At 65.6% G+C, this 25,439-nt stretch carries 20 protein-coding genes and 1 riboswitch; of the genes, 7 read left to right on the top strand and 13 right to left on the bottom strand.

What is annotated here, in order from left to right; genetic code table 11:
* Positions 1-7: 7 nt before the first annotated feature.
* The 4 genes from ACQY8M_RS04195 to ACQY8M_RS04210 form a co-directional block, all read right to left on the bottom strand.
* Positions 8-1,234, bottom strand: a complete 1,227-nt coding sequence (locus ACQY8M_RS04195; RefSeq protein WP_428669233.1) for an ABC transporter substrate-binding protein — start codon at positions 1,232-1,234, stop codon at positions 8-10.
* Between the two features lie 60 nt (positions 1,235-1,294).
* Positions 1,295-1,717 (bottom strand): cupin domain-containing protein, encoded by a 423-nt coding sequence (locus ACQY8M_RS04200; RefSeq protein WP_428669234.1) that lies wholly within the window; start codon positions 1,715-1,717, stop codon positions 1,295-1,297.
* A gap of 95 nt (positions 1,718-1,812) precedes the next feature.
* Entirely contained in the window at positions 1,813-2,589 is a 777-nt protein-coding gene (locus tag ACQY8M_RS04205) for a short-chain dehydrogenase/reductase (protein WP_428669235.1), read from the bottom strand.
* 257 nt (positions 2,590-2,846) lie between these two features.
* On the bottom strand, positions 2,847-3,515 hold the full coding sequence (locus ACQY8M_RS04210) for a glutathione S-transferase family protein (protein WP_428669236.1): 669 nt from the start codon (positions 3,513-3,515) through the stop codon (positions 2,847-2,849).
* A gap of 77 nt (positions 3,516-3,592) precedes the next feature.
* Here ACQY8M_RS04210 and ACQY8M_RS04215 point away from each other — a divergent pair, with 77 nt between their 5' ends.
* Entirely contained in the window at positions 3,593-4,969 is a 1,377-nt protein-coding gene (locus tag ACQY8M_RS04215; RefSeq protein ID WP_428669237.1) for a leucyl aminopeptidase family protein, read from the top strand.
* Positions 4,966-5,484, top strand: coding sequence for a hypothetical protein (locus ACQY8M_RS04220; RefSeq protein WP_428669238.1), 519 nt, complete (start codon positions 4,966-4,968; stop codon positions 5,482-5,484). Before ACQY8M_RS04215 ends, ACQY8M_RS04220 begins: the two co-directional genes overlap by 4 nt.
* A gap of 194 nt (positions 5,485-5,678) precedes the next feature.
* Here the strand turns inward: ACQY8M_RS04220 and ACQY8M_RS04225 are convergent, their stop codons facing one another.
* From ACQY8M_RS04225 to ACQY8M_RS04255, 7 genes are all read right to left on the bottom strand, one after another.
* The gene (locus ACQY8M_RS04225; RefSeq protein ID WP_428669239.1) at positions 5,679-6,614 is read right to left on the bottom strand and encodes a 2-hydroxyacid dehydrogenase; all 936 of its coding nucleotides are present in this window, start codon (positions 6,612-6,614) and stop codon (positions 5,679-5,681) included.
* A gap of 24 nt (positions 6,615-6,638) precedes the next feature.
* On the bottom strand, positions 6,639-8,246 hold the full coding sequence (locus ACQY8M_RS04230) for an ABC transporter ATP-binding protein (RefSeq protein WP_428669240.1): 1,608 nt from the start codon (positions 8,244-8,246) through the stop codon (positions 6,639-6,641).
* Positions 8,243-9,262, bottom strand: a complete 1,020-nt coding sequence (locus tag ACQY8M_RS04235; protein WP_428669241.1) for an ABC transporter permease — start codon at positions 9,260-9,262, stop codon at positions 8,243-8,245. The genes ACQY8M_RS04230 and ACQY8M_RS04235 overlap by 4 nt, the downstream gene beginning before the upstream one ends.
* On the bottom strand, positions 9,262-10,362 hold the full coding sequence (locus ACQY8M_RS04240) for a microcin C ABC transporter permease YejB (RefSeq protein WP_428669242.1): 1,101 nt from the start codon (positions 10,360-10,362) through the stop codon (positions 9,262-9,264). Before ACQY8M_RS04240 ends, ACQY8M_RS04235 begins: the two co-directional genes overlap by 1 nt.
* A 13-nt stretch (positions 10,363-10,375) precedes the next feature.
* The gene (locus tag ACQY8M_RS04245; RefSeq protein ID WP_428669243.1) at positions 10,376-12,220 is read right to left on the bottom strand and encodes an extracellular solute-binding protein; all 1,845 of its coding nucleotides are present in this window, start codon (positions 12,218-12,220) and stop codon (positions 10,376-10,378) included.
* 98 nt (positions 12,221-12,318) lie between these two features.
* Positions 12,319-12,546: a hypothetical protein gene (locus tag ACQY8M_RS04250; protein WP_428669244.1), complete on the bottom strand. Its 228-nt coding sequence runs from the start codon at positions 12,544-12,546 to the stop codon at positions 12,319-12,321.
* A 5-nt stretch (positions 12,547-12,551) separates the two neighbouring features.
* Positions 12,552-14,117: a patatin-like phospholipase family protein gene (locus ACQY8M_RS04255; RefSeq protein WP_428669245.1), complete on the bottom strand. Its 1,566-nt coding sequence runs from the start codon at positions 14,115-14,117 to the stop codon at positions 12,552-12,554.
* A gap of 140 nt (positions 14,118-14,257) precedes the next feature.
* On the opposite strand from ACQY8M_RS04255, the gene ACQY8M_RS04260 reads away from it, so the two are divergent.
* Positions 14,258-15,184 carry a glycine reductase gene (locus tag ACQY8M_RS04260; RefSeq protein ID WP_428669246.1) on the top strand — a complete coding sequence of 309 codons (927 nt, stop codon included), beginning with the start codon at positions 14,258-14,260 and terminating at the stop codon, positions 15,182-15,184.
* 9 nt (positions 15,185-15,193) lie between these two features.
* Positions 15,194-16,387 carry a CaiB/BaiF CoA transferase family protein gene (locus tag ACQY8M_RS04265; RefSeq protein ID WP_428669247.1) on the top strand — a complete coding sequence of 398 codons (1,194 nt, stop codon included), beginning with the start codon at positions 15,194-15,196 and terminating at the stop codon, positions 16,385-16,387.
* A 16-nt stretch (positions 16,388-16,403) separates the two neighbouring features.
* On the opposite strand, the gene ACQY8M_RS04270 is transcribed toward ACQY8M_RS04265, so the two are convergent.
* Complete coding sequence (locus tag ACQY8M_RS04270) at positions 16,404-16,967, bottom strand: hypothetical protein (protein WP_428669248.1); 564 nt, start codon at positions 16,965-16,967, stop codon at positions 16,404-16,406.
* Positions 16,968-17,146: 179 nt separating this feature from the next.
* Positions 17,147-17,267: riboswitch (TPP riboswitch) on the top strand.
* Positions 17,268-17,315: 48 nt separating this feature from the next.
* Between ACQY8M_RS04270 and thiC the strand changes: the two genes are divergently transcribed.
* A complete protein-coding gene (gene thiC / locus ACQY8M_RS04275) occupies positions 17,316-19,130 on the top strand; it encodes a phosphomethylpyrimidine synthase ThiC (protein ID WP_428669249.1) in 1,815 nt (604 codons plus the stop codon).
* Positions 19,131-19,191: 61 nt separating this feature from the next.
* On the opposite strand, the gene ACQY8M_RS04280 is transcribed toward thiC, so the two are convergent.
* Positions 19,192-20,385: an IS4 family transposase gene (locus tag ACQY8M_RS04280; protein ID WP_428659174.1), complete on the bottom strand. Its 1,194-nt coding sequence runs from the start codon at positions 20,383-20,385 to the stop codon at positions 19,192-19,194.
* 522 nt (positions 20,386-20,907) lie between these two features.
* Between ACQY8M_RS04280 and ACQY8M_RS04285 the strand changes: the two genes are divergently transcribed.
* Together ACQY8M_RS04285 and ACQY8M_RS04290 are read left to right on the top strand one after the other, a co-directional pair.
* The gene (locus tag ACQY8M_RS04285) at positions 20,908-22,203 is read left to right on the top strand and encodes an MdtA/MuxA family multidrug efflux RND transporter periplasmic adaptor subunit (RefSeq protein ID WP_428669250.1); all 1,296 of its coding nucleotides are present in this window, start codon (positions 20,908-20,910) and stop codon (positions 22,201-22,203) included.
* Between the two features lie 13 nt (positions 22,204-22,216).
* Positions 22,217-25,390, top strand: a complete 3,174-nt coding sequence (locus tag ACQY8M_RS04290; protein WP_428669251.1) for an MdtB/MuxB family multidrug efflux RND transporter permease subunit — start codon at positions 22,217-22,219, stop codon at positions 25,388-25,390.
* The last annotated feature ends 49 nt before the right edge of the window (positions 25,391-25,439 follow it).

Below are 25,439 nucleotides of genomic sequence, written 5' to 3' on the forward strand. Positions count from 1 at the left end.
CCCACGCCTAATCCTTGAAGGTCATGGTGTTGCAGGTCGGCGTCGTGCTCTCGCCGGGGAACGTCGCGATCACCTCCGGCACCGGCGTGTCGAACCCGGGCTTCTTCTTCACCTCGACCATGAAGCCCTGCTGCACGCCCTGGTGATCGCACTTGCGGATATGGACCTTGCCCTTGACGCTCTCGATCTCGATGTCCTCGAGCGCCGGGCGCAGCTTGGCGGCCTCGATGCCGCCCGCCTTGGTGATGCCGGCCTCGAACACCTTCATGCACTGCCACTGCTCGCCCTCGAAGGTGTCGGGAACGGTGCCGTATTCCTTCTTCCACATCGCGACGAACTCGTTGTTCAACGGGTGGTCGTAGGTGAAGCTGTAGCGCGAGGAGCCGATCAGGCCGAGCGACGCATCCCCCACCGCGCGGATGCTGGCGAGATCGACGATCTCGGTCAGCAGCTTGACCTTCTCGGGCAGGCGGTATTGCTGCGCCTGGGACAGGAAGGCGTTGTTGTCGTCGCCCTGCAGGACCAGGAAGACGGCGTCGGCGCCGGATTGGCGAATCTTGGTGATGTAGGGCGAATAGTCCTTCGTGCCGGTCGGCGCGAAGACCTTGCCGACGAATTCCTTCTTCGACTTGAGCGCCTCCTGCTCGAAGACCTGCACGCTGTTGTGCCCCCAGGCATAGTCGAGCCCCAGGGCATAGAGCTTCTGCAGCTTGGCGCTGCGCAGATAGAGCGACACGGCGCGCGTGCCCATCGGGCCCGAGATGTTGGCGCGGAAGAAGTTCGGCACCAGGCTCTCGGCGGTCAGCCGTCCGTCACCGTTATCCGACGAAATGAAGATCGAGTCCCATTCGGCAAGCTTGGGCACCACCGCCAGGGCCTCCGAGGACAGCGTGATGCCGGTCAGCAGGCGGCAGTCGCGGCGCTCCACCATTTCCTGCGCCTTGCGGACGCAGTTGGCGGGGTTACCGGCGGTGTCCTCGATCAGGAGCTCGATCGGCCGTCCCAGGATGCCACCCTTGGCGTTCTGGAGCTTGGCGTAGAACTCGGCGCCACGCTTCTGCTGCTGGCCCACCGAGCCGAGGGCGCCGGTCAAGGCCAGCGGCAGGCCGATCTTGATCGGGCCGGTCTGCGCCTGGGCGGTCAGGCGCAGGACGGCAGGCGAGGCGACGGTCGCGGCTCCCGCGAGGCCGACCTTGAGCATTGCCCGTCGCGACGGGCGGAACAGTCCAGACATGTGCCTTCCTCTCCCTCGGGCGATGCCGTTTGCCGCTCGCCTATTTTGTGCTTTCCAATGCTATTCGGCGGCCTCGGCATGAGTCGTCGGCGCCTCGACGATCCTGGTCTTGAAGTTCGCCGGCGCGACGATCTCGAGCACCTCGAAGTCGTCGGAGCACGCGATCTCGCGATGCGGGATCCCCGGTATCTGATTGATGCAGTCGCCCTTGCGAATCGTCCTCTGGCCCTGGCCCGCGTATTCGAAGGTGGCCCATCCATTCATGACGTAGACCATCTGGAAGGTGCAGTCGTGGACGTGCCAATGCTGCACGTCGTCCTTCATCTCCTTGCCGTTGTGGCGAACGAGGTGAGCGACATAGTCGCCCTTGGTCCCATCCTTTATGCCGAGGTCCCGGTATTCGAAGATTTCCCGCAAGCCCGGCGTCCACTCGGCGGCGGTCGCGTCATCGTGGCTGAACTTCCAGTCCTTGATGTTGGACACGATTATTCCTCCCGTTCAGGTCGCGTGAGATATTATTCGTCACGCGGCGTCACGTTGTCGAGAGCGCCAGCGCGTGCGGACGCCGCATCGCGGCTCTACAGGACTCCGCTGAAATGCGCCGCGCCGCCGTCGATCGTCACGACCGTCCCGGCGATGTGCGACGCCCGCTCGGACGCGAGAAACGTCACGAGATCGGCGCACTGCTCGGGCGTGCCGACCGGCGGGCTGGTCGGGATCAGCTCCTGCCAGCGCGCCGGATCACCGAACTTGGACTGGGCGCTCGCCCGCAGCATCGTCTCCATGCGCTCGGTCCGGATGAGGCCGGGATTGCAGGCGACGATGCGGATGCGGTCGACGAGGCTGGTGCCGCCCATCCCGCGGGTGAAGGCCATCAGCGACGCATTGCCGGCGCTGCCGGCGATGTAGCCCCAGGTCGGCCGTTCGCCGGCCGCGCCGAGGACGTTGACGATGACGCCGCCGCCGCGCGCCTTCATCGCGGGATAGACCGCGCGGCAGAGATTGATGTAACCGAACACCTTGAGGTTCCAGGCGTCGCGCCAGCGCGCCTCGTCGATCGCCTGGAGGTCCCCGGCGGGAATGGCGCCGGCATTGTTCACCAGGATGTCGATGTCGCTGCAGGCCGACGCCAGCGACCGCGCGGCATCGCCGTTGCTGAGGTCGACCGGATGGATCGTCACCGAAACATTGTGCCGCGCCTGGATAGACTCCTTCGCGCGCTCCAGATCCGCTTTCGTACGGGACGCCAGATGCAAGTGACAGCCTTCCTCTGCGAGCTGCTTGGCGCACGCCAGGCCGATTCCCTTGGATGCGCCCGTGACGAGGGCGAGCTTGCCGCGCAGATTCAGATCCATGGTTGTCTCCTCCTTGAGCGACCGTTGCCTCGGCCGCGGTTGTTGGTAGATAGCGTATCAGCCAGGCGCCGTCTCAAACCAACAAGACGTGCAGAATTTCGCCCATGAGCATTTGTTGCTGAATTGATTTCATGCCGCTGGGAGCGCGGCTCTCCGGAGCCGCTCATATACGTCGGTTGCAACATTCCATGAGCGGCTCTGGAGAGCCGCGCTCCCAGCGGTCTGAAAGATTCACGAGCTCTCACAACGACGGAGGGTCAATCCAGCTCGTAGGCCTGGATCAGCCACGGCTCGTGCTTGGCAGCGTCGATCCACTCCTTCATCGCCGGCTGGGCGAGCACGGCGTTGCAGTAGGCGTCGGAGTCGGTATCGAGCTTCACGCCGTAGGTGCGGAAGCGGGTCACCACCGGGGCGAACATCGCATCGGCCGCACCGAACGCGCCGAACAGGAAGCCGTCGTCCTTCTGGAAGGCGCCGGAGAAGCGCTTGCGGCAGTCGCGCCAGATCGAGGTGATGCGCTCGATGTCGGCGCGCACCGCCGGCGTCATGCCCTTGCCGGGATAGGACGCGCGGATGTTCATCGGCATGTTGTTGCGCAGCTCCATGAAGCCTGCATGCATCTCGGTCGAGATCGACCGGGCATGCGCGCGCGCCGCGGCCGAGGGCGGCCACAGGCCGGCCTCGGGCTTGAGGTCGTTGAGATACTCGGCGATCGCCAGCGACTCCCACACCGCGAGCCCGCGATGCACCAGCACCGGCACCCGCCCCGAGGGCGAGTGCTTGCGGATCGCGGCCTGCGTCTCGGGCAGATCGAGCGGGATGAGGATTTCCTCGAACTCGATGCCGGCGATCCTGGCCATCAGCCAGCCGCGCAACGACCACGACGAGTAGTTCTTGTTGCCGATCACGACCGTGAATTCGGCCATGCCCCCTCCTTACTTGCCAGCCGGCGCGTTTGACCGGCACTCTCGCTTCTTTGCACTACAGTTTGGTGAGCATGTCCATGGCACTGCCGTTCGTCGACCGGGCTACTTCTTCGCTGCCGGTGCAGTTTGTCGCCGCACCGCAATGGCGTTCGTGGCTGAAAGAGCAGAGCGCGCCGAGCCGCGGCTGGCTCGAATCGCTGGGACTTGCCGGGGCCGCAGGCGATTTCGCAGTGATACCAGGAAACGACGGCAAGGCCGCCGGTGCAGTGCTTGTGATACCGGCGGAACCGACCTTGTGGGATTTCGGGGCGCTGGCCACCAAGCTGCCGTCCGGAGTGTGGAAGCCCGGCGACACCGCGCCGCTCTCGCCGACCGATGCCGCCGTCGCGATCGGCCTGGGGGCATGGCGCTTCGAGCGCTACAAGGCGAAGAAGTCCAAGGACGGTCCGAAGATCCTGTGGCCGCAGGGTGCAGACAAGGCGCGCGCTACGGCGATGATCGAGGCGATCTGCCTGGCGCGCGATCTGATCACCACGCCGTCGTCGGACATGGGGCCGGCCGAGCTCGCCGCAGCCGCGAAGACCTTGGCGAAGAAGCACGGCGCGAAGCTCAAGGTCACCGTCGGCGACGATCTGCTGAAGCAGAACTTTCCGATGATCCATGCCGTCGGCCGCGCCAGTGCACGAGCGCCGCGGCTGATCGATCTCACCTGGGGCAAGGCAAACCATCCGAAAGTGACGCTGGTCGGCAAGGGCGTGTGCTTCGACACCGGCGGCCTCGATCTCAAGCCCGCGGCCGGCATGCTCAACATGAAGAAGGACATGGGAGGTGCCGCGACGATGATGGCGGTCGCCGCGATGGTCATGGCCTGCAAGCTGCCGGTGCGGCTGCGGCTGCTGGTACCGGCGGTCGAAAACAGCGTATCGGGCAACGCTTTCCGGCCGCTCGACGTAGTGCCGACGCGCAAGGGCATCAGCGTCGAGATCGGCAACACCGATGCCGAGGGCCGGCTGATCCTGTGCGACGCGCTGCACGAGGGGGCGAGCGAGAAGCCGACCATGATGGTCGATTGCGCAACGCTCACCGGCGCGGCACGCGTGTCTCTCGGCACCGACCTGCCGGCACTGTTCTGCAACAACGACGAATTGGCCAACGGACTGATCGCTTCGGGCGAGGCAGTGACCGACCCAATGTGGCGCATGCCGCTCTACAAGCCCTATCGCAAGCTGCTCGACAGCAAGGTCGCCGACATCAACAATGTTTCGGGTGGCACGTTCGGCGGCGCCATCACCGCGGCGCTCTATCTGCAGGAATTCGTGCCCGACGACGTGCCGTGGGCGCATTTCGACATGATGGCCTGGAACAACACCTCCAGGCCCGGGCGTCCCGAGGGTGGCGAAGCCCAGGCCGCCCGCGCTATCTTCGCAACCATTGAACGGAGGGTGAAGTCATGACCTACACGCTCGAACAGCTCAGCAGCGACATCAAGGCCGCGCTCACGGCCGATCCCGGCCCGGGCGGCAAGGAGGCGGTGTGCAAGCTCGTCTCCAAAGTGTGCCTCGACAAGGAATTCATCGCCCAGCACCTGACGCCGGAGAATTGCAAGCCGCGCCGGGTGCTCTATGAGGATCCGGACCTCGGCTTCTGCGTCTGCGGCCATGTCTACATGAAGCCGGCGCACGGCGAGCCGCACGACCATGGCTCGAGCTGGGCGATCTACGGCCTCGCGGAGGGCGACACCGAGATGACCGACTGGAAGGTCGTGCGCAAGGGCGACGGGACCAACCCGACCCTGGTCGAGCCCGAGAAGGTCTACACGCTGCGTCCGGGCGATGCGCACTTCTACGACGTGCACGTCATCCATTCGCCCAACCGCGACACCGTCACCAAGCTGGTGCGCATCGAGGGCAGCAACCTCGACCGCATCAAGCGCTCGAACATCAAGGCGGCGTCGAAGGTGACGGCGTAAGCAGAAGGCGATACCGTAACGGCTCCAAACATTCCCTCCCCCGCTTCGCGGGGGAGGTGGCGCCGTCTTACGGCGACGGAGGGGGCGTGACGCACGATCTTCGCCGCCTTCCCCCTCCGTCAGCGTAAGACGCTGACACCTCCCCCGCGAAGCGGGGAAGGGAGTGCAATTCAGGTCAGCGCATCACGCCCCAATCAATATCCCGTCTTCGCGTCCACCGTGTTCTTCAGCGGGTGGCCCGCGCGCAAGGCCCTGATGTTGTCGATCACGCCGGGTGAGGCCGTGCGCGGGTTGGTGTAGCCCGCCATGTGCGGTGTGATGTGCACCTTGGGGTGCGCCCAGTAGGGATGCTCCGGCGGCAGCGGCTCGACGTTGAACACGTCGAGAGCAGCACCACTGACATGGCCCGAATCGAGCGCCGCCAGCAGGTCGTCGTCGACCACGTGGCCGCCGCGGCCCATGTTGATCACGAAGGCGCCCTTGGGCAGCGCGGCGAACAGCGTCTTGTCCATAATGCCGCGCGTCTCACGCGTGAGCGGCAGAACGTTCACCAGGATGTTCGTCTGGCCGAGGAACTTCGGCAGCCCGCTCGGGCCATGAAAGGTCTCGACGCCGGGTAGCGTCTTATGCGTGCGACTCCAGCCGGCGGTCGGGAAGCCCAGCGCTGCGAACTTCCTCGCCGTGTCCTGGCCGATCGTGCCAAGCCCCATGATGCCGATGCGGCGATGGATCGTGTCGACAAACTCCTCGGGCTTCCACTTCCTGGCGCGCTGGCTCGCGGCATATTTCTCGATGTCGCGATGGTGCCACAGGCCCCAGTACAGCGCGTATTCGCTCATCTGGCCGACCAGCCCGTCATCCATGATGCGGGTGATCGCCACGTCGGGCAGCTTGTCGTCAGCCAAGAGGTGATCGACGCCCATGCCAAGCGAAACGATCATCCTGAGGTTCTTGAACGAGGCCAGCAGGCCCGGCGTCGGCTTCCAGGCCAGCGCGATCTCGATGTCGTCGGTGTTGCCGAGACCGGCCCGCAACGTGCGGAAGTCGATCGGGCCGAGCGCCTCCTCCAACAGCTTGTTCCACGCGAGGCCGTCGGTGTCGCGGCTGATGTACGCAATGGCTCCCGCCATGAACTCCCCCTCTGAACGCCCGGTCTAGGCGACCGTCTCGAGATTGAACGCGGCCGCGATCAGTGCCTGGGTATACGGCGTCTGCGGCGCGCCGAACACCTGTTGCGACGTGCCGCGCTCCACGACCTGCCCGTTACGCAGCACCACGACCTCGTCGGCCAGCGCGCGCACCACCTTGAGGTCGTGGCTGATGAACAGATAGGCGAGCTTGTGGCGCTGCTGCAGGTCGCGCAGCAGGTCGACGATCTGGGCCTGGACGCTCATGTCGAGCGCCGAGGTCGGCTCGTCGAGCACGATGAAGCGCGGCTTCAGCACCAGCGCGCGGGCGATCGAGATGCGCTGCCGCTGGCCGCCGGAGAATTCGTGCGGGTAGCGCTCGCGCGCCGCGGGATCGAGCCCGACCTCGCGCAGCGCGTCGTCGATCAGGCGCGCGCGTTCGTCCGGCGTGCCGATGCCGTGCACCTCGAGCCCTTCGCCGATGATCTGCGCGATCGACATGCGCGGGCTGAGCGAGCTGAACGGATCCTGAAAGACGATCTGCATCTGCTTGCGCAGAGGCCGGATATCGCTCTGGCTGAGCGCCTGCAGATCCTTGCCGTCGAAGCGAATGCCGCCGGTGCTGCGCTCGAGCCGCAGCAGGGCGAGACCGATCGTGGTCTTGCCCGACCCCGACTCGCCGACCAGCCCGATCGTATGGCCTTCGCGCAGCACGATGCTGACGCCGTCGACCGCCTTCACATGGCCGACCGTCCGGCGCAGCACGCCGCGCTTGATCGGGAAATGCACCTTCAGGTCGTCGAGCCGCAGGATCTCCGGCGCGTCTGGATCGGCGGCGGCCGGCCGGCCCTTGGGTTCGGCCGAGAGGAGATGCTGCGTGTAGGGATGCTGCGGCCGGTCGAACACCTCGGCCACCGGGCCCTGCTCGACGATCTCGCCTTTGGTCATGACGCAGACCCGGTCGGCCATCTTTCGCACGATGCCGAGGTCGTGGGTGATGAACAGCAGCGCCATGCCGTACTTGGCCTGGAGGCTCTTCAGCAGCTTCAGGATCTGCGCCTGGATGGTGACGTCGAGCGCCGTCGTCGGCTCGTCGGCGATCAGCAGGTCGGGCTCGTTGGCCAGCGCCATCGCGATCATCACGCGCTGGCGCTGGCCGCCGGAGAGCTGGTGCGGATAGGCGCCGAGACGCTCGGCGGCATTGGGGATGCCGACCTGCTCGAGCAGCTCGAGCGTGCGCTTGCGCGCGGCGTCGCGCGTCAGCCCCTTGTGCAGGATCAACACCTCGTTGACCTGCCGCTCGATCGTGTGCAGCGGGTTGAGCGAGGTCATCGGCTCCTGGAAGATCATCGACACGCGATTGCCACGCACCGACAGAAGCTCGCGCGCCGGCGCGCCGACCAGCTCGCGGCCCTGGAAGCGGATCGAGCCGGTGGGATGCTTTGCCATCGGGTACGGCAGGAGCTGCAGCACCGACAGCGCCGTCACCGACTTGCCCGATCCCGATTCGCCGACCAGCGCGAGGGTCTCGCCGCGCGCGATCGCGAAGCTCACGCCCTTGACCGCCTGAACCGCCGTGGCCCCGGCGCCGAACGTGACCGAGAGGTCGCGGACCTCGAGCAGAGCCTCGCTCATGCCAGCACCTTGCGCGGGTTGAAGGCGTCGCGCACGGCCTCGCCGATGAAGACCAGCAGGGTCATCATGGCGGCGATCACGACGAAGCCGGTGAAGGCAAGCCACGGGGCATTGAGGTTGTTCTTGCCCTGCAGCAGTAGCTCGCCGAGCGAGGGCGAGCCGACCGGCAGGCCGAAGCCCAGGAAGTCGAGCGCCGTCAGCGTGGTCACGGATCCGGCCAGGATGAAGGGCAGGAAGGTCAGGCTCGAGGTCATGGCGTTGGGCAGGATGTGCCGGAACATGATGCGCACGTCCACCATGCCGAGGGCGCGGGCGGCGCGGACATAGTCGAAGTTGCGGCCGCGCAGGAACTCCGCCCGCACCATGCCGACCAGCGCCATCCAGCTGAACAGCAGCATGATGCCGAGCAGCACCCAGAAGCCCGGCTGAATGAAGCTCGCCAGGATGATCAGGATGTAGAGCGTCGGCATGCTCGACCAGATCTCGAGGAAGCGCTGGAACAGCAGGTCGACCCAGCCGCCGAAATAGCCCTGCAGGGCGCCGGCGGCGATGCCGACGATCGAGCTCAGAACGGTCAGGATCAGCCCGAACAGCACGGAGATGCGGAAGCCGTAGATCAGCCGGGCCATCACGTCGCGCGCCTGATCGTCGGTGCCCAGAAGATGCTCGCGCGACGGCGGCTGGAGCGATTGCGGGCCCTCGCCGCGGGCGACCGTGTTGTAGCTGTAGGGAATCGGCGGCCACAGGATCCAGCCTTTCCTGGCGATCAGTTCCTGGAGCTCGGTGTCGGTGTAGACGGCGTTGGTCGGGAAGTCGCCGCCGAACGTCGTCTCGGGATAGTCGTGCAGCATCGGCACGTAGAAGGCGCCATCGTAACGGATCAGGATCGGCCGGTCGTTGGCCAGCAGCTCGGCGCCGAGCGACAGCACGAACACCACCGCGAACAGGACCAGCGAGATCATGCCGCGGCGGTTGGCGCGGAAGGCCGCGAGGCGGCGGCGGGTCAGCGGACGCATCAGGAGCGCGCCTCGAAATCGATGCGCGGGTCGATGATGGTGTAGAGCACGTCGCCCAGCAGCCCGATCAGCAGCCCCAGCAGGCCGAAGAAATAGAGCGTGCCGAACATCACCGGATAATCGCGGTTGAGCGCCGCCTCGAAGCCGAGCAGGCCGATGCCGTCGAGCGAGAAGATCACCTCGATCAGCATCGAGCCGGTGAACAGCACGCCGATGAAGGCCGCCGGCATGCCCGAGATCGGGATCAGCATGGCGTTGCGGAAGACGTGGCCGTAGAGCACGCGCCGCTCGACCAGGCCCTTGGCCCGCGCCGTCAGCACGTACTGCTTGTTGATCTCCTCGAGGAAGGAGTTCTTGGTCAGGAAGGTCAGCGTGGTGAAGCCGCCGATCGTCATGGCGGTGATCGGCAAGGCCATGTGCCAGAAATAATCGAGCACCTTGTCGACCGGGCCGAGCTGCGCCCAGTTCTCCGACACCAGGCCGCGAAGGGGAAACCACTTCACATAGCTGCCGCCGGCCAGCAGCACGACCAGCAGCAGGGCGAACAGGAAACCCGGAATGGCGTTCAGCACGACCAGCGTGCTGGAGGTCGACAGGTCGAAGCGCGAGCCGTCGCGCACCGCCTTGCGGATGCCGAGCGGGATGGAAATGAGATAGACGAGCAGCGTCGTCCACAGGCCGAGCGAGATCGAGACCGGCATCTTCTCGAGCACCAGGTCGACCACCCGGCGATTGCGGAAGAAGCTCTCGCCGAAGTCGAACACGAGGTAGTTCTTCATCATCAGGAAGAAGCGCTCGTGCATCGGCTTGTCGAAGCCGTACATCTTCTCGATCCGCTCGATCAGCTCCTTGGGCAGTCCGCGTGCGCCGCGATAGGTGCCGGCGCCGGCGCCCGACGTGTCGGTCTGGACGCGCGCGCTGGTGTCGCTGACATTGCCGGAGATGCGATCGGTCGCGTTGCTCGCCGTGCCCTGGATCTGCGACAGCATCTGCTCGACCGGCCCACCGGGTGCTGCCTGGATGATGACGAAGTTGAGGATCATGATGCCGAGCAGGGTCGGCACCATCAGCATCAGCCGGCGAAAGATGTAGGCGAACATCGGCCTCGAGGGCCTACTTCTTGTCGGGCTGCGGCAGGGTCTTGTCCTTGGCGGCGTCGACCCACCAGGTGTCGGTCGCCACCGGCGCGTACCGCGCGCTCTTGGCAGGACGGGCGAACTTGTTCCAGTAGGCGACGAAGGCCTTGTTGTTGTGCCAGGCGGGCACCACGAAATGGTGCCACAGCAGCACCCGGTCGAGTGCGCGGGTGACGGCGACCAGGCTGTCCCGATCGGGCGCGGCGATCAGCCTGTCGATCAGCTCGTCGATCGCCGGATCCTTGATGCCGATCGTGTTGCGGCTGCCCGGGGTGCCGGCGGCCCTGGAGCCCCAGAAGTCGCGCTGCTCGTTGCCTGGCGACAGCGACTGGCCGAAGCCGTCGGACATCAGGTCGAAATCGAACTCGTCCTCGCGGCGCTTGAATTGCGCGGTATCGACGGTGCGCACGTTCATGTCGATGCCGACCCTCTCGAGGTTCTGCTTGTAGGGCAGCGCGATGCGCTCGAAGCTCGCATCGTTCAGCAGCATCTCGAAGGCGAGCTTCTTGCCGTCCGTCGATGTCATCTTGCCGTCCTTGATCTCCCAGCCCGCTTCCTTGAGCAGGCCGAGCGACCGGCGCTGCAGGTCGCGCACGTTGCCCGTCCCGTCGGTCACGGGGAGCTTGAATTCCTTCGTGAAGACCTCGTCGGGGATCTTGCCCTTGAGCGGCTCGAGGTATTTCAGCTCGGCGGGTGAGGGCAGGCCGGAGGAGGCAAGCTCGGAATTGCCGAAGAACGACGTGTTGCGCCGGTAGAGCCCGTAGAACAGGTTCTTGTTGCTCCACTCGAAATCGAACATGCCGGCGATCGCCTCGCGCACCCGCCGGTCCTTGAAAAGCTCGCGCCGGGTGTTGAAGCTGAAGCACTGCATGCCGGTCGGCAGCTCGTGGGCGATCTCGGCTTTCACGATCCGGCCGTCCTTGACGGGCGGGACGTCGTAGGCGGTCGCCCAATTGCGCGCGATGTTCTCCTGGCGGATGTCGATCTCGCCGGCCTTGAAGGCCTCGAACTGCACGGTGACGTCGCGATAGTACTCGTAGCGGATGACGTCGTAGTTGTTGCGCCCCCTGTTCATCCAGAGGTCCTTGGCCCACCAGTCGGGCACGCGGCGGTAGGCGATCGACCGGCCGGCATCGAAGCTGTCGACCTTGTAGGCGCCGCTGCCCAGCGGCATCTCGAGCGAGACCTTTTCGAAATCGCGCGTCGCCCACCACTTCGAGGGCAGGATCTGGAGCTGGCCGACGATCAGCGGCAGCTCGCGGTTGGTGTCGTCGCGGAAGGTGAACTTGACCTTGCGGTCGCCGATCTTCTCCGCCTTGAGCACGTCGTGGTAATAGAAGGCGTAGTTGGGGGCACCCTTCGATTTCAGGATGTCGAAGGTGAAGATCACGTCCTCGACCGTGATCGGGCTGCCGTCATGCCAGCGCGCCTGCGGGCGCAGGGTGAAGGCGACCCAGGAGCGGTCCTCGGGCCATTCGATCGTCTCGGCGATCAGACCGTATTCGGTCGAGGCCTCGTCGCGCGACGACCAGCAGAGCGAGTCCCAGATCGCCGAGACCCCCGCGGCCGGAACGCTCTTGACGATGAAGGGGTGCAGCGAATCGAACGTGCCGCGCGCTCCGAAGCGCACCGTGCCGCCTTTCGGGGCGTCGGGGTTGAGGTAGTCCGGAGGTCCGGCCTCGGGGCCGTACTTGGGCTCGCCGTGCATGGCGAAGCCATGGCTGACGTGGACCTTGGACGAGCTCTGCGCCCGCAGGATCGCGGGAGCCCCGACCCACAGGGCCGCACCACCCGCCAGTACCGTGCGCCGTCCGATCGCCATCTGCGCGCTCCCGCAAATCCTGTGCCTTGCGGCCTATATAGCGCGGCGAAGTTGGGCCGCACTATGGCTGCAGCCTCACATCGGTGACAGCTTTCGAGCTACTCTTCCGTGAACCTGCGAATGGTCGTGCGCATCGCGCGATCGGTGACCGATTCTGCCAGCGCCGATCGCCGCTGGTTGTCCTTCTTCACCAGAGAATCGACGGCAGCCTTTGCCGCCGCGCCGGCTTCCCGCAGCCTGTCCAGGCGTTTCGCCGCATCGGCAACGGGAAGGCGTGCCGGCTGGACATTGACGAAGAGAGGAGGGTTCGTTTTCGGATTGCTCATTGGCTTCACCGGATCTTCAGGGCGCCTTCAATCAGGGATCTCATCGTGTCCGAGGCAATTTCGGCCAGTTCGGTCACGGTTTCCAGATCGAACTCGAAATAATCCAGGGCCAGGTCGCTATCGATGGCGAGGACCCCCACAATGTCCGAATTCCCTTGTGCGCTGGAGATGGGAATGGCCAGACACCACTTCAAGTCGCCGCGGACCAGAGCCTTTCGGTAGCGATCCTTCCGCTCCGACAGCCCCGCAGCCGGATCGAAGGGTATCGGCGCAAGCACCGGCCGCTTCTGCGTGACCGACAAGCCGATAACGCTGGAAGCTTCAGGGAGCAGAAGCTGATCGTCGGAATCCGCCGGCAGGACATTCCAGCCATATTGAATGCGCCAGGAGGCAATGGCGCCCGGATCGCGGAGGGCCAGCAGAACGCGCGTTCGGTGGGTGACGAGCTGCGCCGCCGGGTCCAGCAGCGCATCGACGAGCGCGCCGATGCGCGAGCAGGCGTCCTCGATGCGCCGGGGGAGGACGAACAGCCGCTCGGTTATCAGCAGCCTTGCGGTTGCTTCGGCGCTATCCACGCTCGCCGCGACCTTGTCGCGGCCGATATCGAAGTCGACGACGTCGATCTCCGTTTTCAGCGGCAGGATGAACAGCCGCGGCGCCGCCCTCGTCTCGAGATGCTGGCGTCCGAACATCGCCGACCTCAGGATCGACCCCATCAGCCCGAGCGGACCGAGTTCGGCATTGGCCGGGGCATTCGTGCCTGCTTCTATCGTTACCGCGAGCGTGATGGCATCGGGATCAAGCGCGCGTTCCTCGTCGAACGTCCAGGCGGGCAAGTTGCTGACGATGCCCCCGTCGATGTATCGGCAGCCTTCGATATGGCGGAACGAGCACGCGATCGGCAGTGCCGCCGATGCCGCAACAGCCTCGGCTACCTGCACCGACGGCGTCGCGCTGCCGGAGAATATCTTCAGGCGTCTTGCAGCAACGTCGGTGGCCACGATGCGCAGAGGCCTGCCTCTCGCCTCGAAATCGGCGAATCGAACCGGTCCCTGGATTCCCAGCTTCATGGCGAGGGCCCGGTCGAGCTTATCGACAAGGAGGTCCAGGCTGCTCAGGCCCCTGGCGAGCCTTGTCCCAATCCACGCTATCGTCGCCCCAAAGCAGGCAATGAAGAGCAAACCGGCTTCCGCCACCGTCAGGCCGGCGAAGCGGGCGCTCGCCCATGCCGCTGCTGCCGAGGGCACAGCCGTCAGCAACAGGGCCACAATGGGGTCACTGGCTGCCCATCGTGCCAGGGCGAGCCGATCCCAATGGCGGCCGAAAAAGTCGGTCGCCGCATCCATTCCCAGAAGCCGCAGCATCGGGCTGGTTCCGTCGTTGGCGACCAGTTCCCGCGCGCTGTAACCTGCAGCTACCAAAGCGGCCACGATCGCCCCGGCGGACGTCCCCGCAACGCCGGCGATTTCGATCTTGGGCTCGCTATCGAGCGCCCTCAGGGCGCCAACATGAACAATCCCCTTTGCGCCGCCGCCTTCGAACACGAGAAAGATCCGCTTTGGGCAGGTCATCGGCGGCGCAAAGAGGGTTGCAGTCGGCTCGAGAGTAGCCGGCGTTGGCGGCGAATGCCAAGGCACTCTGGTTGCCTGCCCGCGAAACTGTCGTTTGACGGGAATTTGACTTCGCGCCCGGCCAGTCGCACTTTCCAGCCATGGCCGACACTACCGACTTCGCACCCGAGTTCGACGCGCCGATCGACTACATGCGACGTACGCGCGATTATTACGTGGCGCTGGGATACGACAATCCCTACCGCTGGGCCCACTATGTCGATGCGCCGTTCACGCCGCTCAAGAAGCCGCTGAAGGACAGTACGCTGGCGCTGATCACCACCGCGGCGCCCTACCAGCCCGACAAGGGCGATCAGGGGCCGGGTGCGCTCTACAATGCAGGGGCCAAGTTCTACACGGTCTATTCCGGCGACACATCGATCGATCACGACACGCGAATCAGCCATATCGGCTACGACCGCAAGCACACCACGGCCAAGGACTCCGGAACTTGGTTCCCGCTGCCGCTGATGCGCGAGTTTGCTGGCCAAGGGCGTTTCACCCTGGCCAAGCGCTTCCACGGCGCACCGACCAACCGCAGCCAGCGGGTCACGCTCGAGACCGACGCGCCGGAGATCCTGGCGCGCTGCCGGCAGGACCAGGTCGACGCCGCGCTGCTCGTCCCGACTTGACCCGTCTGTCACCAGACCGTGAGTCTGGTCGCTCGCTACCTCGAACGGAACGGCATCCCGACCGTCGTCATGGGAGCCGCCAAGGACATCGTCGAATGGGCCGGCGTGCCGCGCTTCCTGTTCAGCGACTTCCCGCTCGGCAATTCGGCGGGCAAGCCGCACGAGCCCGACACCCAGCGCTTCACGCTCGACCTCGCACTGAAGGTGCTGGAGAGCGCGGTGGGCCCGCGCACCACGGTGCAGTCGCCGCTGCGCTGGACCGAGGACGGCGATTGGAAGAACGACTACAACAACGTTGCCCGCATGCCGGCCGAGGAAGTCGCCAGGCGCCGCGCCGAAAACGACAAGATCAAGCAGACCGCGCTGGAGCAGCGCAAGAAGGCGGGCGTCGCCTAGGATTGGACCATGAGTAAGCCGTTTGCCGGCGTGAAGATCCTCGATTTCACGCGTGTTCTCGCAGGGCCATACGCCTCCTATCAGCTCGCCCTGCTCGGCGCCGACGTGATCAAGGTCGAATCGCGCGAAGGCGACGACATGCGCTTCGGCAACCGCGCCGACGCTTGGGAAAAGCGCGGTCTCGCGGCGCCCTGGGTGGCGGTCAATGCCGGCAAGCGCTCGATCACCATGGACCTCAAGCAGCCCAGGGCGATCGAGGTCATCAAGCGCATGGTGCCGAAGATGGACGTCGTGATGGAGAACTTCCGTCCCGGCGTGATGGACAAGCTCGGCATCGGCTACGACACGCTGAAAGAGATCAATCCGCGCCTGATCTACGCGGCGGTCTCGGGCTTCGGCCAGGTCGGTCCCGACAAGGCGACGGCGGCGTTCGACGGCATGATCCAGGCGATGTCCGGGCTGATGTCGATCACCGGCTTCCCGTCCAACGGGCCGACCCGCGTGGGCTTCGCCGGCGCCGACGTGATGTCCGGATTCACCGGCGCGTTCGGCGTGGCCTCCGCGCTCTACCAGCGCACGCACACCGGCAAGGGCCAGCTAGTCGACGTCGCCATGATCGACGCCGTGACGGGCTTCCTCGCCCAGCAGTTCACCGAGCACATGATGACCGGCCGGGTGCACGAGCAGGCGCAGAACCTCTCGGTGACGCGCAAGCCGACCGGCAACCTGTTCAAGACCAAGGACGGCTGGATGGTGCTGGCGGTGATGACCGACCCGCAGTTCCAGCGCCTGATGAAGCAGCTCGGCCGCGCCGATGCCACCGCCGATCCGCAGTTCAAGGACTGGCCGACCCGCATCGCCAACAACAAGGCGCTGCACGAGATCATTGAAGAGGTGATGAAGCAGCGCACCTCGGCGGAGTGGGCCGATATCTTTGCCAAGAACGACATTCCCGCCGGCCGCGTGCTCACCATTCCCGAGACGGTCAAGCTCGACCATTTCGGCCATCGCACCATCATGCAGACGGTCGAGACCGAGCACGGACCGATTACCGTGGTGGGCTCGGGCTTCCGAATGGAACATGACGGCGGCTCCGTCGAGCGCCCGCCCGCCAAGCTCGGCGAGCACACCGACGAAGTGCTGCGCGCGGCGGGCTATTCCGCGGCCGAGATCGCGGAGATGCGCGCGGCGAAGGTCGTCTAGCCACAGACAGGACGAGTTACTTGGGACGAAAGAGATGATCGTCCGTCGCATAAGGCGAGCATTCGTCCCAGTCGGATATGTATTGCTTCTCCAATAGCCGGCACAGGAAGTATTCCTGACGGCGATGGACCCAGTCCGGGTATTTCTCGGGAAATTCAATGGCGGCCAGGTCATAGCGGACCGACATGTCGGCCCAGCCGCTCTTGCGGAAATGGATCGAGCTTACGTGCCGGGCCGATATTGTTATCGTATGTGGGTCAGTAAGGGTAATGACGGGGTGTTCGTCGCCAGGCGTGTACTTGAACAGTGCCGTTTTCCGGGGATCTCCCGGCCGGGTCACGAAGATGGTTACAGCTTCATCTGCCGCGAAAGTCTTGCAGCTCGTATCGCTGATCTCGAAGTCGTAGCCGCCTATCCCATTCTGTCGATCGAGAGTCTCTGTATAACACGGGTGCGGCATCGGTGGCAGAAGGAGACGCAGCACAATGATGAAAATGGCAGGGATGTAGAAGAGCTTAACCACCAGAGCAGATGCCGTTCCGGCCACGACGAGTACGGCAAAGCCGAGAGCGCGCCACATTCAAGCTGCTCCATCGACACGATAGTTCAAGGTTGATCACCATTGGCGGGTCGGCGAGCCAATAACATATCGCGAAGAATATGAATCGCCATTAACCAAAGGTTGTGTTGCATGCGGAGCGCATCGGTGGCGATGAAATCGTGGGGGTTTCCATTCCCGCACGCATGGGTCTAAGATGGCGTCTGTCCAAGGGGTGCCCTGACAGGGGGCTGAGATACCGACCGCTCGCCAGAGCAGCGCGGTGACCCTTTGAACCTGATCCGGGTCATGCCGGCGAAGGGACAGGATGCCTCCTTTGCACGACAACACCGGGTCTCCGTCCGCCTCTAGCCACGGGAGATCCTCGTCATGGATACCATCATCTCGACCCCCAAGGTCACCACCGGCCCGCTGCCGGCCTCGCAAAAAATCTACGTGACGCCCGACGCGGCACCCGACATCAGCGTGCCCCTGCGCGAGATCACGCTCTCCTCGCCGGCCGAGCCGAAGGTTCGGGTCTACGACACCACGGGCCCCTACACCGATCCCACGGTCTCGATCGATGTCCGCAAGGGTCTCGCGCCGGTGCGGCGCGGCTGGGTGCTCGGGCGCGGCGGCGTCGAGGAATATGACGGCCGGCCGATCCAGCCGATCGACAACGGCAACGTGAAGGCCTCGGCGCTGCAACCGTTCCCGAACCTGGCGCGCCCGATACGCGGCCTCGACGGCCACAAGATCACGCAATACGAATGGGCGAAGGCCGGCGTGATCACCAAGGAGATGATCTACGTCGCCACGCGCGAGAACCTTGGCCGCAAGCAGGCGCATGAGCTCGCGAAGGAGCGGCTGGCCGATGGCGAAAGCTTCGGCGCATCGCTGCCCGAGTTCATCACGCCGGAATTCGTGCGCGACGAGATCGCGCGCGGCCGCGCCATCATCCCAGCCAATATCAACCATACCGAGCTCGAGCCGATCATCATCGGCCGCAATTTCCTGGTGAAGATCAACGCCAACATCGGCAACTCGGCGGTCACCTCCTCGATGGAGGAGGAGGTCGAAAAGATGGTGTGGGCGATCCGCTGGGGCGCCGACACGATCATGGACCTGTCGACCGGCCGCAACATCCACGACACGCGCGAATGGATCCTGCGTAACTCGCCGGTGCCGATCGGCACCGTGCCGATCTACCAGGCGCTGGAGAAGGTCGGCGGCGATCCGACGAAGCTCTCATGGGAAGTCTTCCGCGACACGCTGATCGAGCAGGCCGAGCAGGGCGTCGACTATTTCACCATCCATGCCGGCGTGCGGCTGGCGCATGTGCCGCTGACCGCGAGCCGGGTCACCGGCATCGTGAGCCGCGGCGGCTCGATGATGGCGCAATGGTGCCTGACCGAGCACCGCGAGAGCTTCCTCTACGAGCATTTCGGCGACATCTGCGACATCATGCGCAAGTACGACGTGTCGTTCTCGCTGGGCGACGGCCTGCGCCCGGGCAGCAATGCCGACGCCAACGATGCCGCGCAGTTCGCCGAGCTGACGACGCTGGGCGAGCTGACCAAGGTCGCCTGGGACAAGGGCTGCCAGGTCATGATCGAAGGCCCCGGCCATGTGCCGATGCACAAGATCAAGGCCAACATGGACAAGCAGCTCAGGGAGTGCGGCGAGGCGCCGTTCTATACGCTCGGACCGCTCGTGACCGACATCGCGCCGGGCTACGACCACATCACCTCGGGCATCGGCGCCGCCATGATCGGCTGGTTCGGCACGGCGATGCTCTGCTACGTCACGCCCAAGGAGCATCTCGGCCTGCCCGACAAGGATGACGTGAAGGTCGGCGTGATCACCTACAAGATCGCCGCCCACGCCGCCGATCTCGCCAAGGGCCATCCCGCGGCGCGGCTGCGCGACGATGCGCTCTCCAAGGCGCGCTTCGACTTCCGCTGGATCGACCAGTTCAACCTCTCTCTCGATCCGGCGACAGCGGAGAAGTTCCACGACGAGACCATGCCCAAGGACGCGCACAAGACGGCGCACTTCTGCTCGATGTGCGGGCCGAAGTTCTGCTCCATGCGCATCACCCAGGACATCCGCGACTATGCGAAGAAGGGCATGGACGAGATGAGCGCCAAGTTCAAAGCCGGCGGCAACGAGCTCTATGTCGTGCCGGACAAAGCTGCGGACTGAGCGTCGGTAAGGACGCTCGCTTTCTTACTTAAGCTTCCCTCCCCCGCTCGCGCTGTTGGATTCACACATTTCGAAGCCCGAGGGTGGTGCCGTATTTGATGTCGTTGAACTTTGCGAGACCGATGCGCATGAGCTTTGGCCCGGGCTTACCGTAGTAGCCGGTCCAGCCGCCGAGGCGGGCGATGACCCAAGCAGCGAAGGCCAAGCTGCCTGTGGGATGGGGATTGCGTTGGCGCGCAGTCTTGCCTTCGAGCCTTGCCGAGACGGCCTCGAGGATGGGCCGGTCGTCGGGATCGAAGGCATCGCCAAGCTGTCGATCGGTGTTGCCGTCGCGGGCCTGCACGAGTTGCTTGATTGTTACGGAGGCAATCGTGGCGGCGGCGACGAAGTTGATCATGGCCTGCGGCTCGCCGATGTCGGCGTCTTCGATGTCGAAGCCAGCGGTCTTGAGGGTGCGGAAGAACTCCTCGATGGTCCAGCGCTGGCGATACAGGTCAATGACGCGCCGTACCTGGCCGCACTCTGCGACCGGATGGGTCGTCAGCAGTCGCCAATGTATCGGCTTGCCGTCGGGCGGTGTCGAGATCTCGCGGACATCGACCAGCGTCAGGCCGACTGTCGCAGGCAATGCCGGATCGGCGCCATGCAATGGCCGGCGCAGAGCCACCGGCGCAAAGCGCAGGGCCAGTTCAGCGTGACGCTTTGCTCGTCCGGGGGCGGCCGGGATGGTCGTGGCGAAGCGGCCCTGCTCGGGTTGGCCGTCAATCATCCCGAACAGCAAGCCGTCCGCCGGCTCTTCGGTCAGCCGTTCGATCCGCCGGTTCTGGCAGGCGCGCACGATCAGATGCACGTTCGCCGGCCGGCGCGCGAACAGCTCGTAAAAGTCGCTCTCGCGGTCCGATACCACCGTGATGCAGCGCGCCTCGGCCAGAACCTCGCCGGCCTGCTGCGCTCCCTCGATCCAGCGACGCGACTCCTTGGCCGCCGTCGTCCGTCGGCGCCGCGGCGCCAACTCGGCCCGGCCGCGGTTCCACACCTGCATCGACACCAGGCCGAGCAGTCCGCCGCTCCCCGCTTCCACTGCCAGCACCGGATGAAGCAGCAAACCGCTCAGCACACCGCCCTTGCCGACCGCGCCATAGCCCGCCTGCCGGGCCCGACGGCCGCCCAGCACCAGTTCGCTGGTATCCTGGATCGCGACAACATCGCGCCCTGCGACGCGCTGCGCCGTCAGCGCACCGGCGTGCCGCGACATCGCCCCGGCCGTCACCGACCGGTTGCGCAGAAAGCGGGTGAACTGAATCTCACGGGCCCGCGTGCCGCCAAGCCGACGGATGCAAGACCCAGGATCGCCAACCAGAGCCGCGTGCAGGCAGGCCCCCCTTTTTCCAGGCGGCGGTCGCCAAACCGCCCCAGTCCGTACTCCACAACAGACATCGACTTCTCCCATCGCCAAAACGGCTTCAGGGAATCGACGTTCTGCCTCCCGCGCAACTACGATGTGTGAATACGATAGCCCGCTCGCGGGGGAGGTGTCAGCGTCTTGGGCTGATGGAGGGGGCATGACGCGAGATGGTGCGTCACGCCCCCTCCGTCGCGGATTACCGCGCCACCTCCCCCGCAAGCGGGGAGGGAGAGTTCGAGACGGCCGGAGCCTGCCTTGCGCGTTCCTTATTGCCGGGGGAGACTCTGGCCATCCGCTACGTATGATAGGGACGAGCTTGACCTTGGGGCGCACTAATAGATGACACGGCTGAGAACCCTGCTAGGGATTGGGTTGGGACTCGCTGTTGTCGCGGGCGCCGGTTGGTACATCACGACCCAGATGAGCCCGACCCAGCCGACCGCGGCGCGTGGCGCCGGCCGATTCGCGCAGGGGCAGGCCACTCCCGTCGGCATCGCAGCGGCGGTCAAAGGTGACATTCCCATCGTCATCAAGGCGCTGGGCACGGTGACGCCGCTCGCCACCGTGACGATCAAGACCCAGATCACCGGCCAACTCGTCGAGGTCCATTTCACCGAAGGCCAATCCGTGAAAAAGGGCGACCTGCTCGCGGTGGTCGATCCGCGGCCCTATGAGGTGGCTCTGCAGAACGCCAACGGCACGCTGGCCAAGGACGAGGCCCTGCTCAAGAACGCCCAGATCGACCTGCAGCGCTACCAGACCCTGGTCAAGCAGGACTCGATCGCCCGCCAGCAGCTCGACACCCAGGCCGCCCTGGTGCGCCAGTACGAAGCCCAGCTGATCACCGACCGCGCCATCGTCGACAACGCCAAGCTCAACCTTGCCTACACGCGGATCATCGCGCCGGTGACCGGCCGCATCGGCCTGCGCCTTGTCGACCAGGGCAACTACGTCACCATGGGCGACACGACGGGCATCTGCGTCATCACCCAGGTCCAGCCGATCTCCGTGATGTTCACCATCCCGGAGGATGCGCTGCCGCTGGTGCGCAAGCGCCTGCGCGAGGGCGCCACCCTGCCGGTGACGGCTCTCGATCGGGCGCAGAAGAACCAGCTCGGCCAGGGCAAGCTCTCCACCATCGACAACCAGATCGACATGACGACCGGCACGGTGAAGCTGCGCGCTCAGTTCAACAACGCGGACGAGGCGCTGTTCCCCAACCAGTTCGTCAATGTCCGCCTGCTCGCGGACACGGTGAAGGACGCCACCGTCGTGCCGGTCGCCGCCATCCAGCGCGGCCAGCCGGGCACCTTCGTTTATCTGGTGAAGGCCGACGACACGGTCGCGATCCGGGTCATCGAGACCGGCGTCACCGACGGCGAGAGGACCGCGGTGACCAAGGGCCTCGAGGTCGGCGAACAGGTGGTGATCGACGGCGTCGATCGCCTGCGCGAGGGCGCCAAGATCCGCCGGCCGTCGGGTGGCCGCAGCGCACCGGGCACGTCCGGGCCGCCGGTTGCGGCCGCACCGCCGGATGCGAGCCCGCCCGCCGCTGCAGACGCTGCCGCACCGGAACGGCCCCGTCGTGCCAATGGCGAGCGCCAAGGGACCAACGGCGAGCGCCGGGGCCCCGCCGGCGGCGGTCGGCCCGCGCAGACCAACCAGTAATTCCGGCCGCGACATGAATCCGTCGCGGATCTTCATCGAGCGTCCGGTCGGGACCTCGCTGTTCATGGTCGCGATCATGCTGGTCGGCATGATTGCCTACAAATTCCTGCCGCTCTCGGCGCTGCCCGAAGTCGACTACCCGACGATCCGCGTGCTGACGCTCTATCCCGGCGCCGGACCGGAGGTGATGACCTCGTCGATCACGGCGCCGCTCGAGCGCCAGTTCGGCCAGATGCCCGGCCTCAACCAGATGACATCGGTCAGCTCGGCGGGGGCCTCGGCGATCACCTTGCAGTTCGACCTCAAGCTGGCGATCGACATCGCCGAGCAGCAGGTCCAGGCCGCGATCAATGCCGCCGGCAACCTGCTGCCGGGCGATCTGCCGGCGCCGCCGATCTATGCCAAGGTCAACCCGGCGGATGCGCCGATCCTGACCCTCGCCGTCACCTCCAAGACCGATCCGCTGACCAAGGTCCACGACATGGTCGACACGCGGCTGGCGCAGAAGATCTCGCAGATCCCCGGCGTCGGGCTGGTCAGCCTGGAGGGCGGCCAGAAGCCGGGCTATCGAATCCGCGCCAACCCGACCGCGCTCGCCGCCTACGGCCTCAACATCGACGACCTGCGGACCACCATCACCAACGCCAACGTCAACACGCCCAAGGGCAATTTCGACGGGCCGACACGCTCCTACACGATCAACGCCAACGACCAGATCACCGACCCGCAGATGTTCAACGATATCGTCGTCGCCTATCGCAACGGCGCGCCGGTGCGCATGCGCGACGTCGCGACGATCGAGGCGACGCAGGAGAACAACCGGCTGGCCGCCTGGGTGAATGCGACGCAGGCGGTGATCGTCAATGTCCAGCGCCAGCCTGGCGCCAACGTCATCGCCGTGGTCGACAGCATCAAGGAGCTCCTGCCGACCTTGCGCGCCACCCTGCCGCCGTCGTTCGACGTGGCGGTGCTGACCGACCGCACGGTCACCATCCGCGCCTCGGTGCACGACGTGCAGATCGAGCTGTCGTTCGCCGTCCTGCTGGTCGTGATCGTGATCTTCCTGTTCCTGGGCGACTGGCGCGCCACGCTGATCCCGAGCCTGTCGGTGCCGCTGTCGCTCGTCGGCACGCTCGCGGTCATGTATCTCGCGGATTTCAGCCTCAACAATCTCTCGATCATGGCGCTCACGATCGCCACCGGCTTCGTGGTCGACGACGCGATCGTCATGATCGAGAACATCGCGCGCTACATCGAGGAGGGCGACGATCCGTTCGAGGCGTCGCTCAAGGGCTCGAGCCAGATCGCCTTCACCGTCGTGTCGCTCACCGTGTCGCTGATCGCGGTGCTGATCCCGCTGCTCTTCATGGGCGACGTGGTCGGTCGCCTGTTCAGCGAGTTTGCCGTCACGCTCTCCGTCACCATCCTGATCTCGGCCGTGGTCTCGCTGACCCTGGTGCCGATGATGTGCGCCATCCTGCTGCGCAAGCGCGAGGTTGCAAAGGACGGCCAGGAGAAGATGCACGCTGGGGCCGCGGCGCTGGGCTCGCGCTGGTTCAACAAGCTGATCGAGTGGTACGACAAGGGCCTGATCGTCGTGTTCCGCCACCAGGTGCTGACCCTGATCGTGGCGCTCGGCACCGTCGCGCTGACGGTCGTGCTCTACATCCTGATCCCCAAGGGCTTCTTCCCGGTCCAGGACAACGGCCTGATACAGGCCGTCACCGAGGCGCCGCAGAGCGTGTCGTTCGACGCGATGAGCGAGCGTCAGCGGGCGCTGGCCGACGTCATCCTGAACGATCCCGACGTCGAGAGCCTGACCTCGTTCGTCGGCGTCGACGGCACCAACCCGACGCTCAATTCCGGCCGCATGCTGATCAACCTCAAGCCGCGCGATACGCGGACCCTGAGCGCCAGCCAGATCATCCGCCGCATCCAGCGCGAGACGGCGTCGCTGCAGGGCATCACGCTCTACATGCAGCCGGCGCAGGACCTCAGCATCGATTCGACGGTCAGCCGCACCCAGTACCAGTTCGTGCTCGAAAGCCCCAATCCGGACGATTTCAACGTCTGGGTGCCGCGCCTGATGGACCGGATGGCGCGGATCCCCGAGATCACCGACGTCGCCACCGAGCTGCAGAACAAGGGCCTGGCGCTGTTCATCAGGATCGATCGCGACGCGGCGGCGCGCTTCGGCATCACCGCGGCAACGATCGACAACATGCTCTACGATGCCTTCGGCCAGCGCATCGTCTCGACGGTCTACACCCAGTCGAACCAGTATCGCGTGATCTACGAGGTCGAGCCGCAGATGGCCCGCACCCTCGACTCGCTCCACAACCTCTATCTGCCGGGCTCGGCGTCCGGCAAGCAGGTGCCGCTCTCGGCGGTCGCCACCTTCGAGGAGGGCACCGCGCCGCTCAGGCTCGATCGGCTGAGCCAGTTCCCGGCCACCACCATCTCCTTCAACCTGGCGCAGGGCGCATCGCTCGGCCAGGCGGTCGACGCCATCGTCGCGGCGCAAAAGGAAATCGGCATGCCGCGGCAGATCCAGACGCATTTCCAGGGCGCGGCGCTCGCGTTCCAGAAGGCGCTCGACAGCCAGCTCATGCTCATCCTGGCAGCGATCGTCACCGTCTACATCGTGCTGGGCGTGCTCTACGAGAGCTACATCCATCCGATCACGATCCTCTCGACCCTGCCCTCGGCCGGCATCGGCGCGCTGCTTGCGCTGATGATCGCCGGCGACGACCTCAGTGTCGTGGCCATCATCGGCATCGTGCTGCTGATCGGTATCGTCAAGAAGAACGCGATCATGATGATCGACTTCGCCCTCGACGCCGAGCGCAACGAAGGCAAGGCGCCGCTCGAGGCGATCCACCAGGCCTGCCTGCTGCGCTTCCGGCCGATCCTGATGACGACCATCGCCGCGCTGGTCGGCGCGCTGCCGCTGATGCTGGGCACCGGCACCGGCTCGGAGCTGCGCCATCCGCTCGGCCTCACCATCGTCGGCGGCCTGATCGTCAGCCAGATGCTGACCCTGTTCACCACGCCCGTGATCTACCTCGCCTTCGACCGCCTCGCCCGCCGTGTGCGCGGCAAGCCGCTCGACACACCGGCCTATCCGCTGGCTGCCCGATCCGACGTCCCCTCGCCGGCCGAGCTGCCGGAAGGCCACAGGCCATGACGATCGTCGTCCCGAGCACTGGTTCGCTGGGAGCGCGGCTCTCCAGAGC

It is taken from the genome of Reyranella sp. (assembly GCF_965279465.1).
Lineage (GTDB): Bacteria > Pseudomonadota > Alphaproteobacteria > Reyranellales > Reyranellaceae > Reyranella.

Coding starts and splice junctions, on each gene's coding strand:
- ACQY8M_RS04195 (WP_428669233.1), bottom strand. CDS start 1,234: ATGTCTGGACTGTTCCGCCCGTCGCGACGGGCAATGCTCAAGGTCGGC.
- ACQY8M_RS04205 (WP_428669235.1), bottom strand. CDS start 2,589: ATGGATCTGAATCTGCGCGGCAAGCTCGCCCTCGTCACGGGCGCATCC.
- ACQY8M_RS04210 (WP_428669236.1), bottom strand. CDS start 3,515: ATGGCCGAATTCACGGTCGTGATCGGCAACAAGAACTACTCGTCGTGG.
- ACQY8M_RS04215 (WP_428669237.1), top strand. CDS start 3,593: ATGGCACTGCCGTTCGTCGACCGGGCTACTTCTTCGCTGCCGGTGCAG.
- ACQY8M_RS04220 (WP_428669238.1), top strand. CDS start 4,966: ATGACCTACACGCTCGAACAGCTCAGCAGCGACATCAAGGCCGCGCTC.
- ACQY8M_RS04225 (WP_428669239.1), bottom strand. CDS start 6,614: ATGGCGGGAGCCATTGCGTACATCAGCCGCGACACCGACGGCCTCGCG.
- ACQY8M_RS04230 (WP_428669240.1), bottom strand. CDS start 8,246: ATGAGCGAGGCTCTGCTCGAGGTCCGCGACCTCTCGGTCACGTTCGGC.
- ACQY8M_RS04235 (WP_428669241.1), bottom strand. CDS start 9,262: ATGCGTCCGCTGACCCGCCGCCGCCTCGCGGCCTTCCGCGCCAACCGC.
- ACQY8M_RS04240 (WP_428669242.1), bottom strand. CDS start 10,362: ATGTTCGCCTACATCTTTCGCCGGCTGATGCTGATGGTGCCGACCCTG.
- ACQY8M_RS04245 (WP_428669243.1), bottom strand. CDS start 12,220: ATGGCGATCGGACGGCGCACGGTACTGGCGGGTGGTGCGGCCCTGTGG.
- ACQY8M_RS04250 (WP_428669244.1), bottom strand. CDS start 12,546: ATGAGCAATCCGAAAACGAACCCTCCTCTCTTCGTCAATGTCCAGCCG.
- ACQY8M_RS04255 (WP_428669245.1), bottom strand. CDS start 14,117: ATGACCTGCCCAAAGCGGATCTTTCTCGTGTTCGAAGGCGGCGGCGCA.
- ACQY8M_RS04265 (WP_428669247.1), top strand. CDS start 15,194: ATGAGTAAGCCGTTTGCCGGCGTGAAGATCCTCGATTTCACGCGTGTT.
- ACQY8M_RS04270 (WP_428669248.1), bottom strand. CDS start 16,967: ATGTGGCGCGCTCTCGGCTTTGCCGTACTCGTCGTGGCCGGAACGGCA.
- thiC (WP_428669249.1), top strand. CDS start 17,316: ATGGATACCATCATCTCGACCCCCAAGGTCACCACCGGCCCGCTGCCG.
- ACQY8M_RS04280 (WP_428659174.1), bottom strand. CDS start 20,385: ATGTCGCGGCACGCCGGTGCGCTGACGGCGCAGCGCGTCGCAGGGCGC.
- ACQY8M_RS04290 (WP_428669251.1), top strand. CDS start 22,217: ATGAATCCGTCGCGGATCTTCATCGAGCGTCCGGTCGGGACCTCGCTG.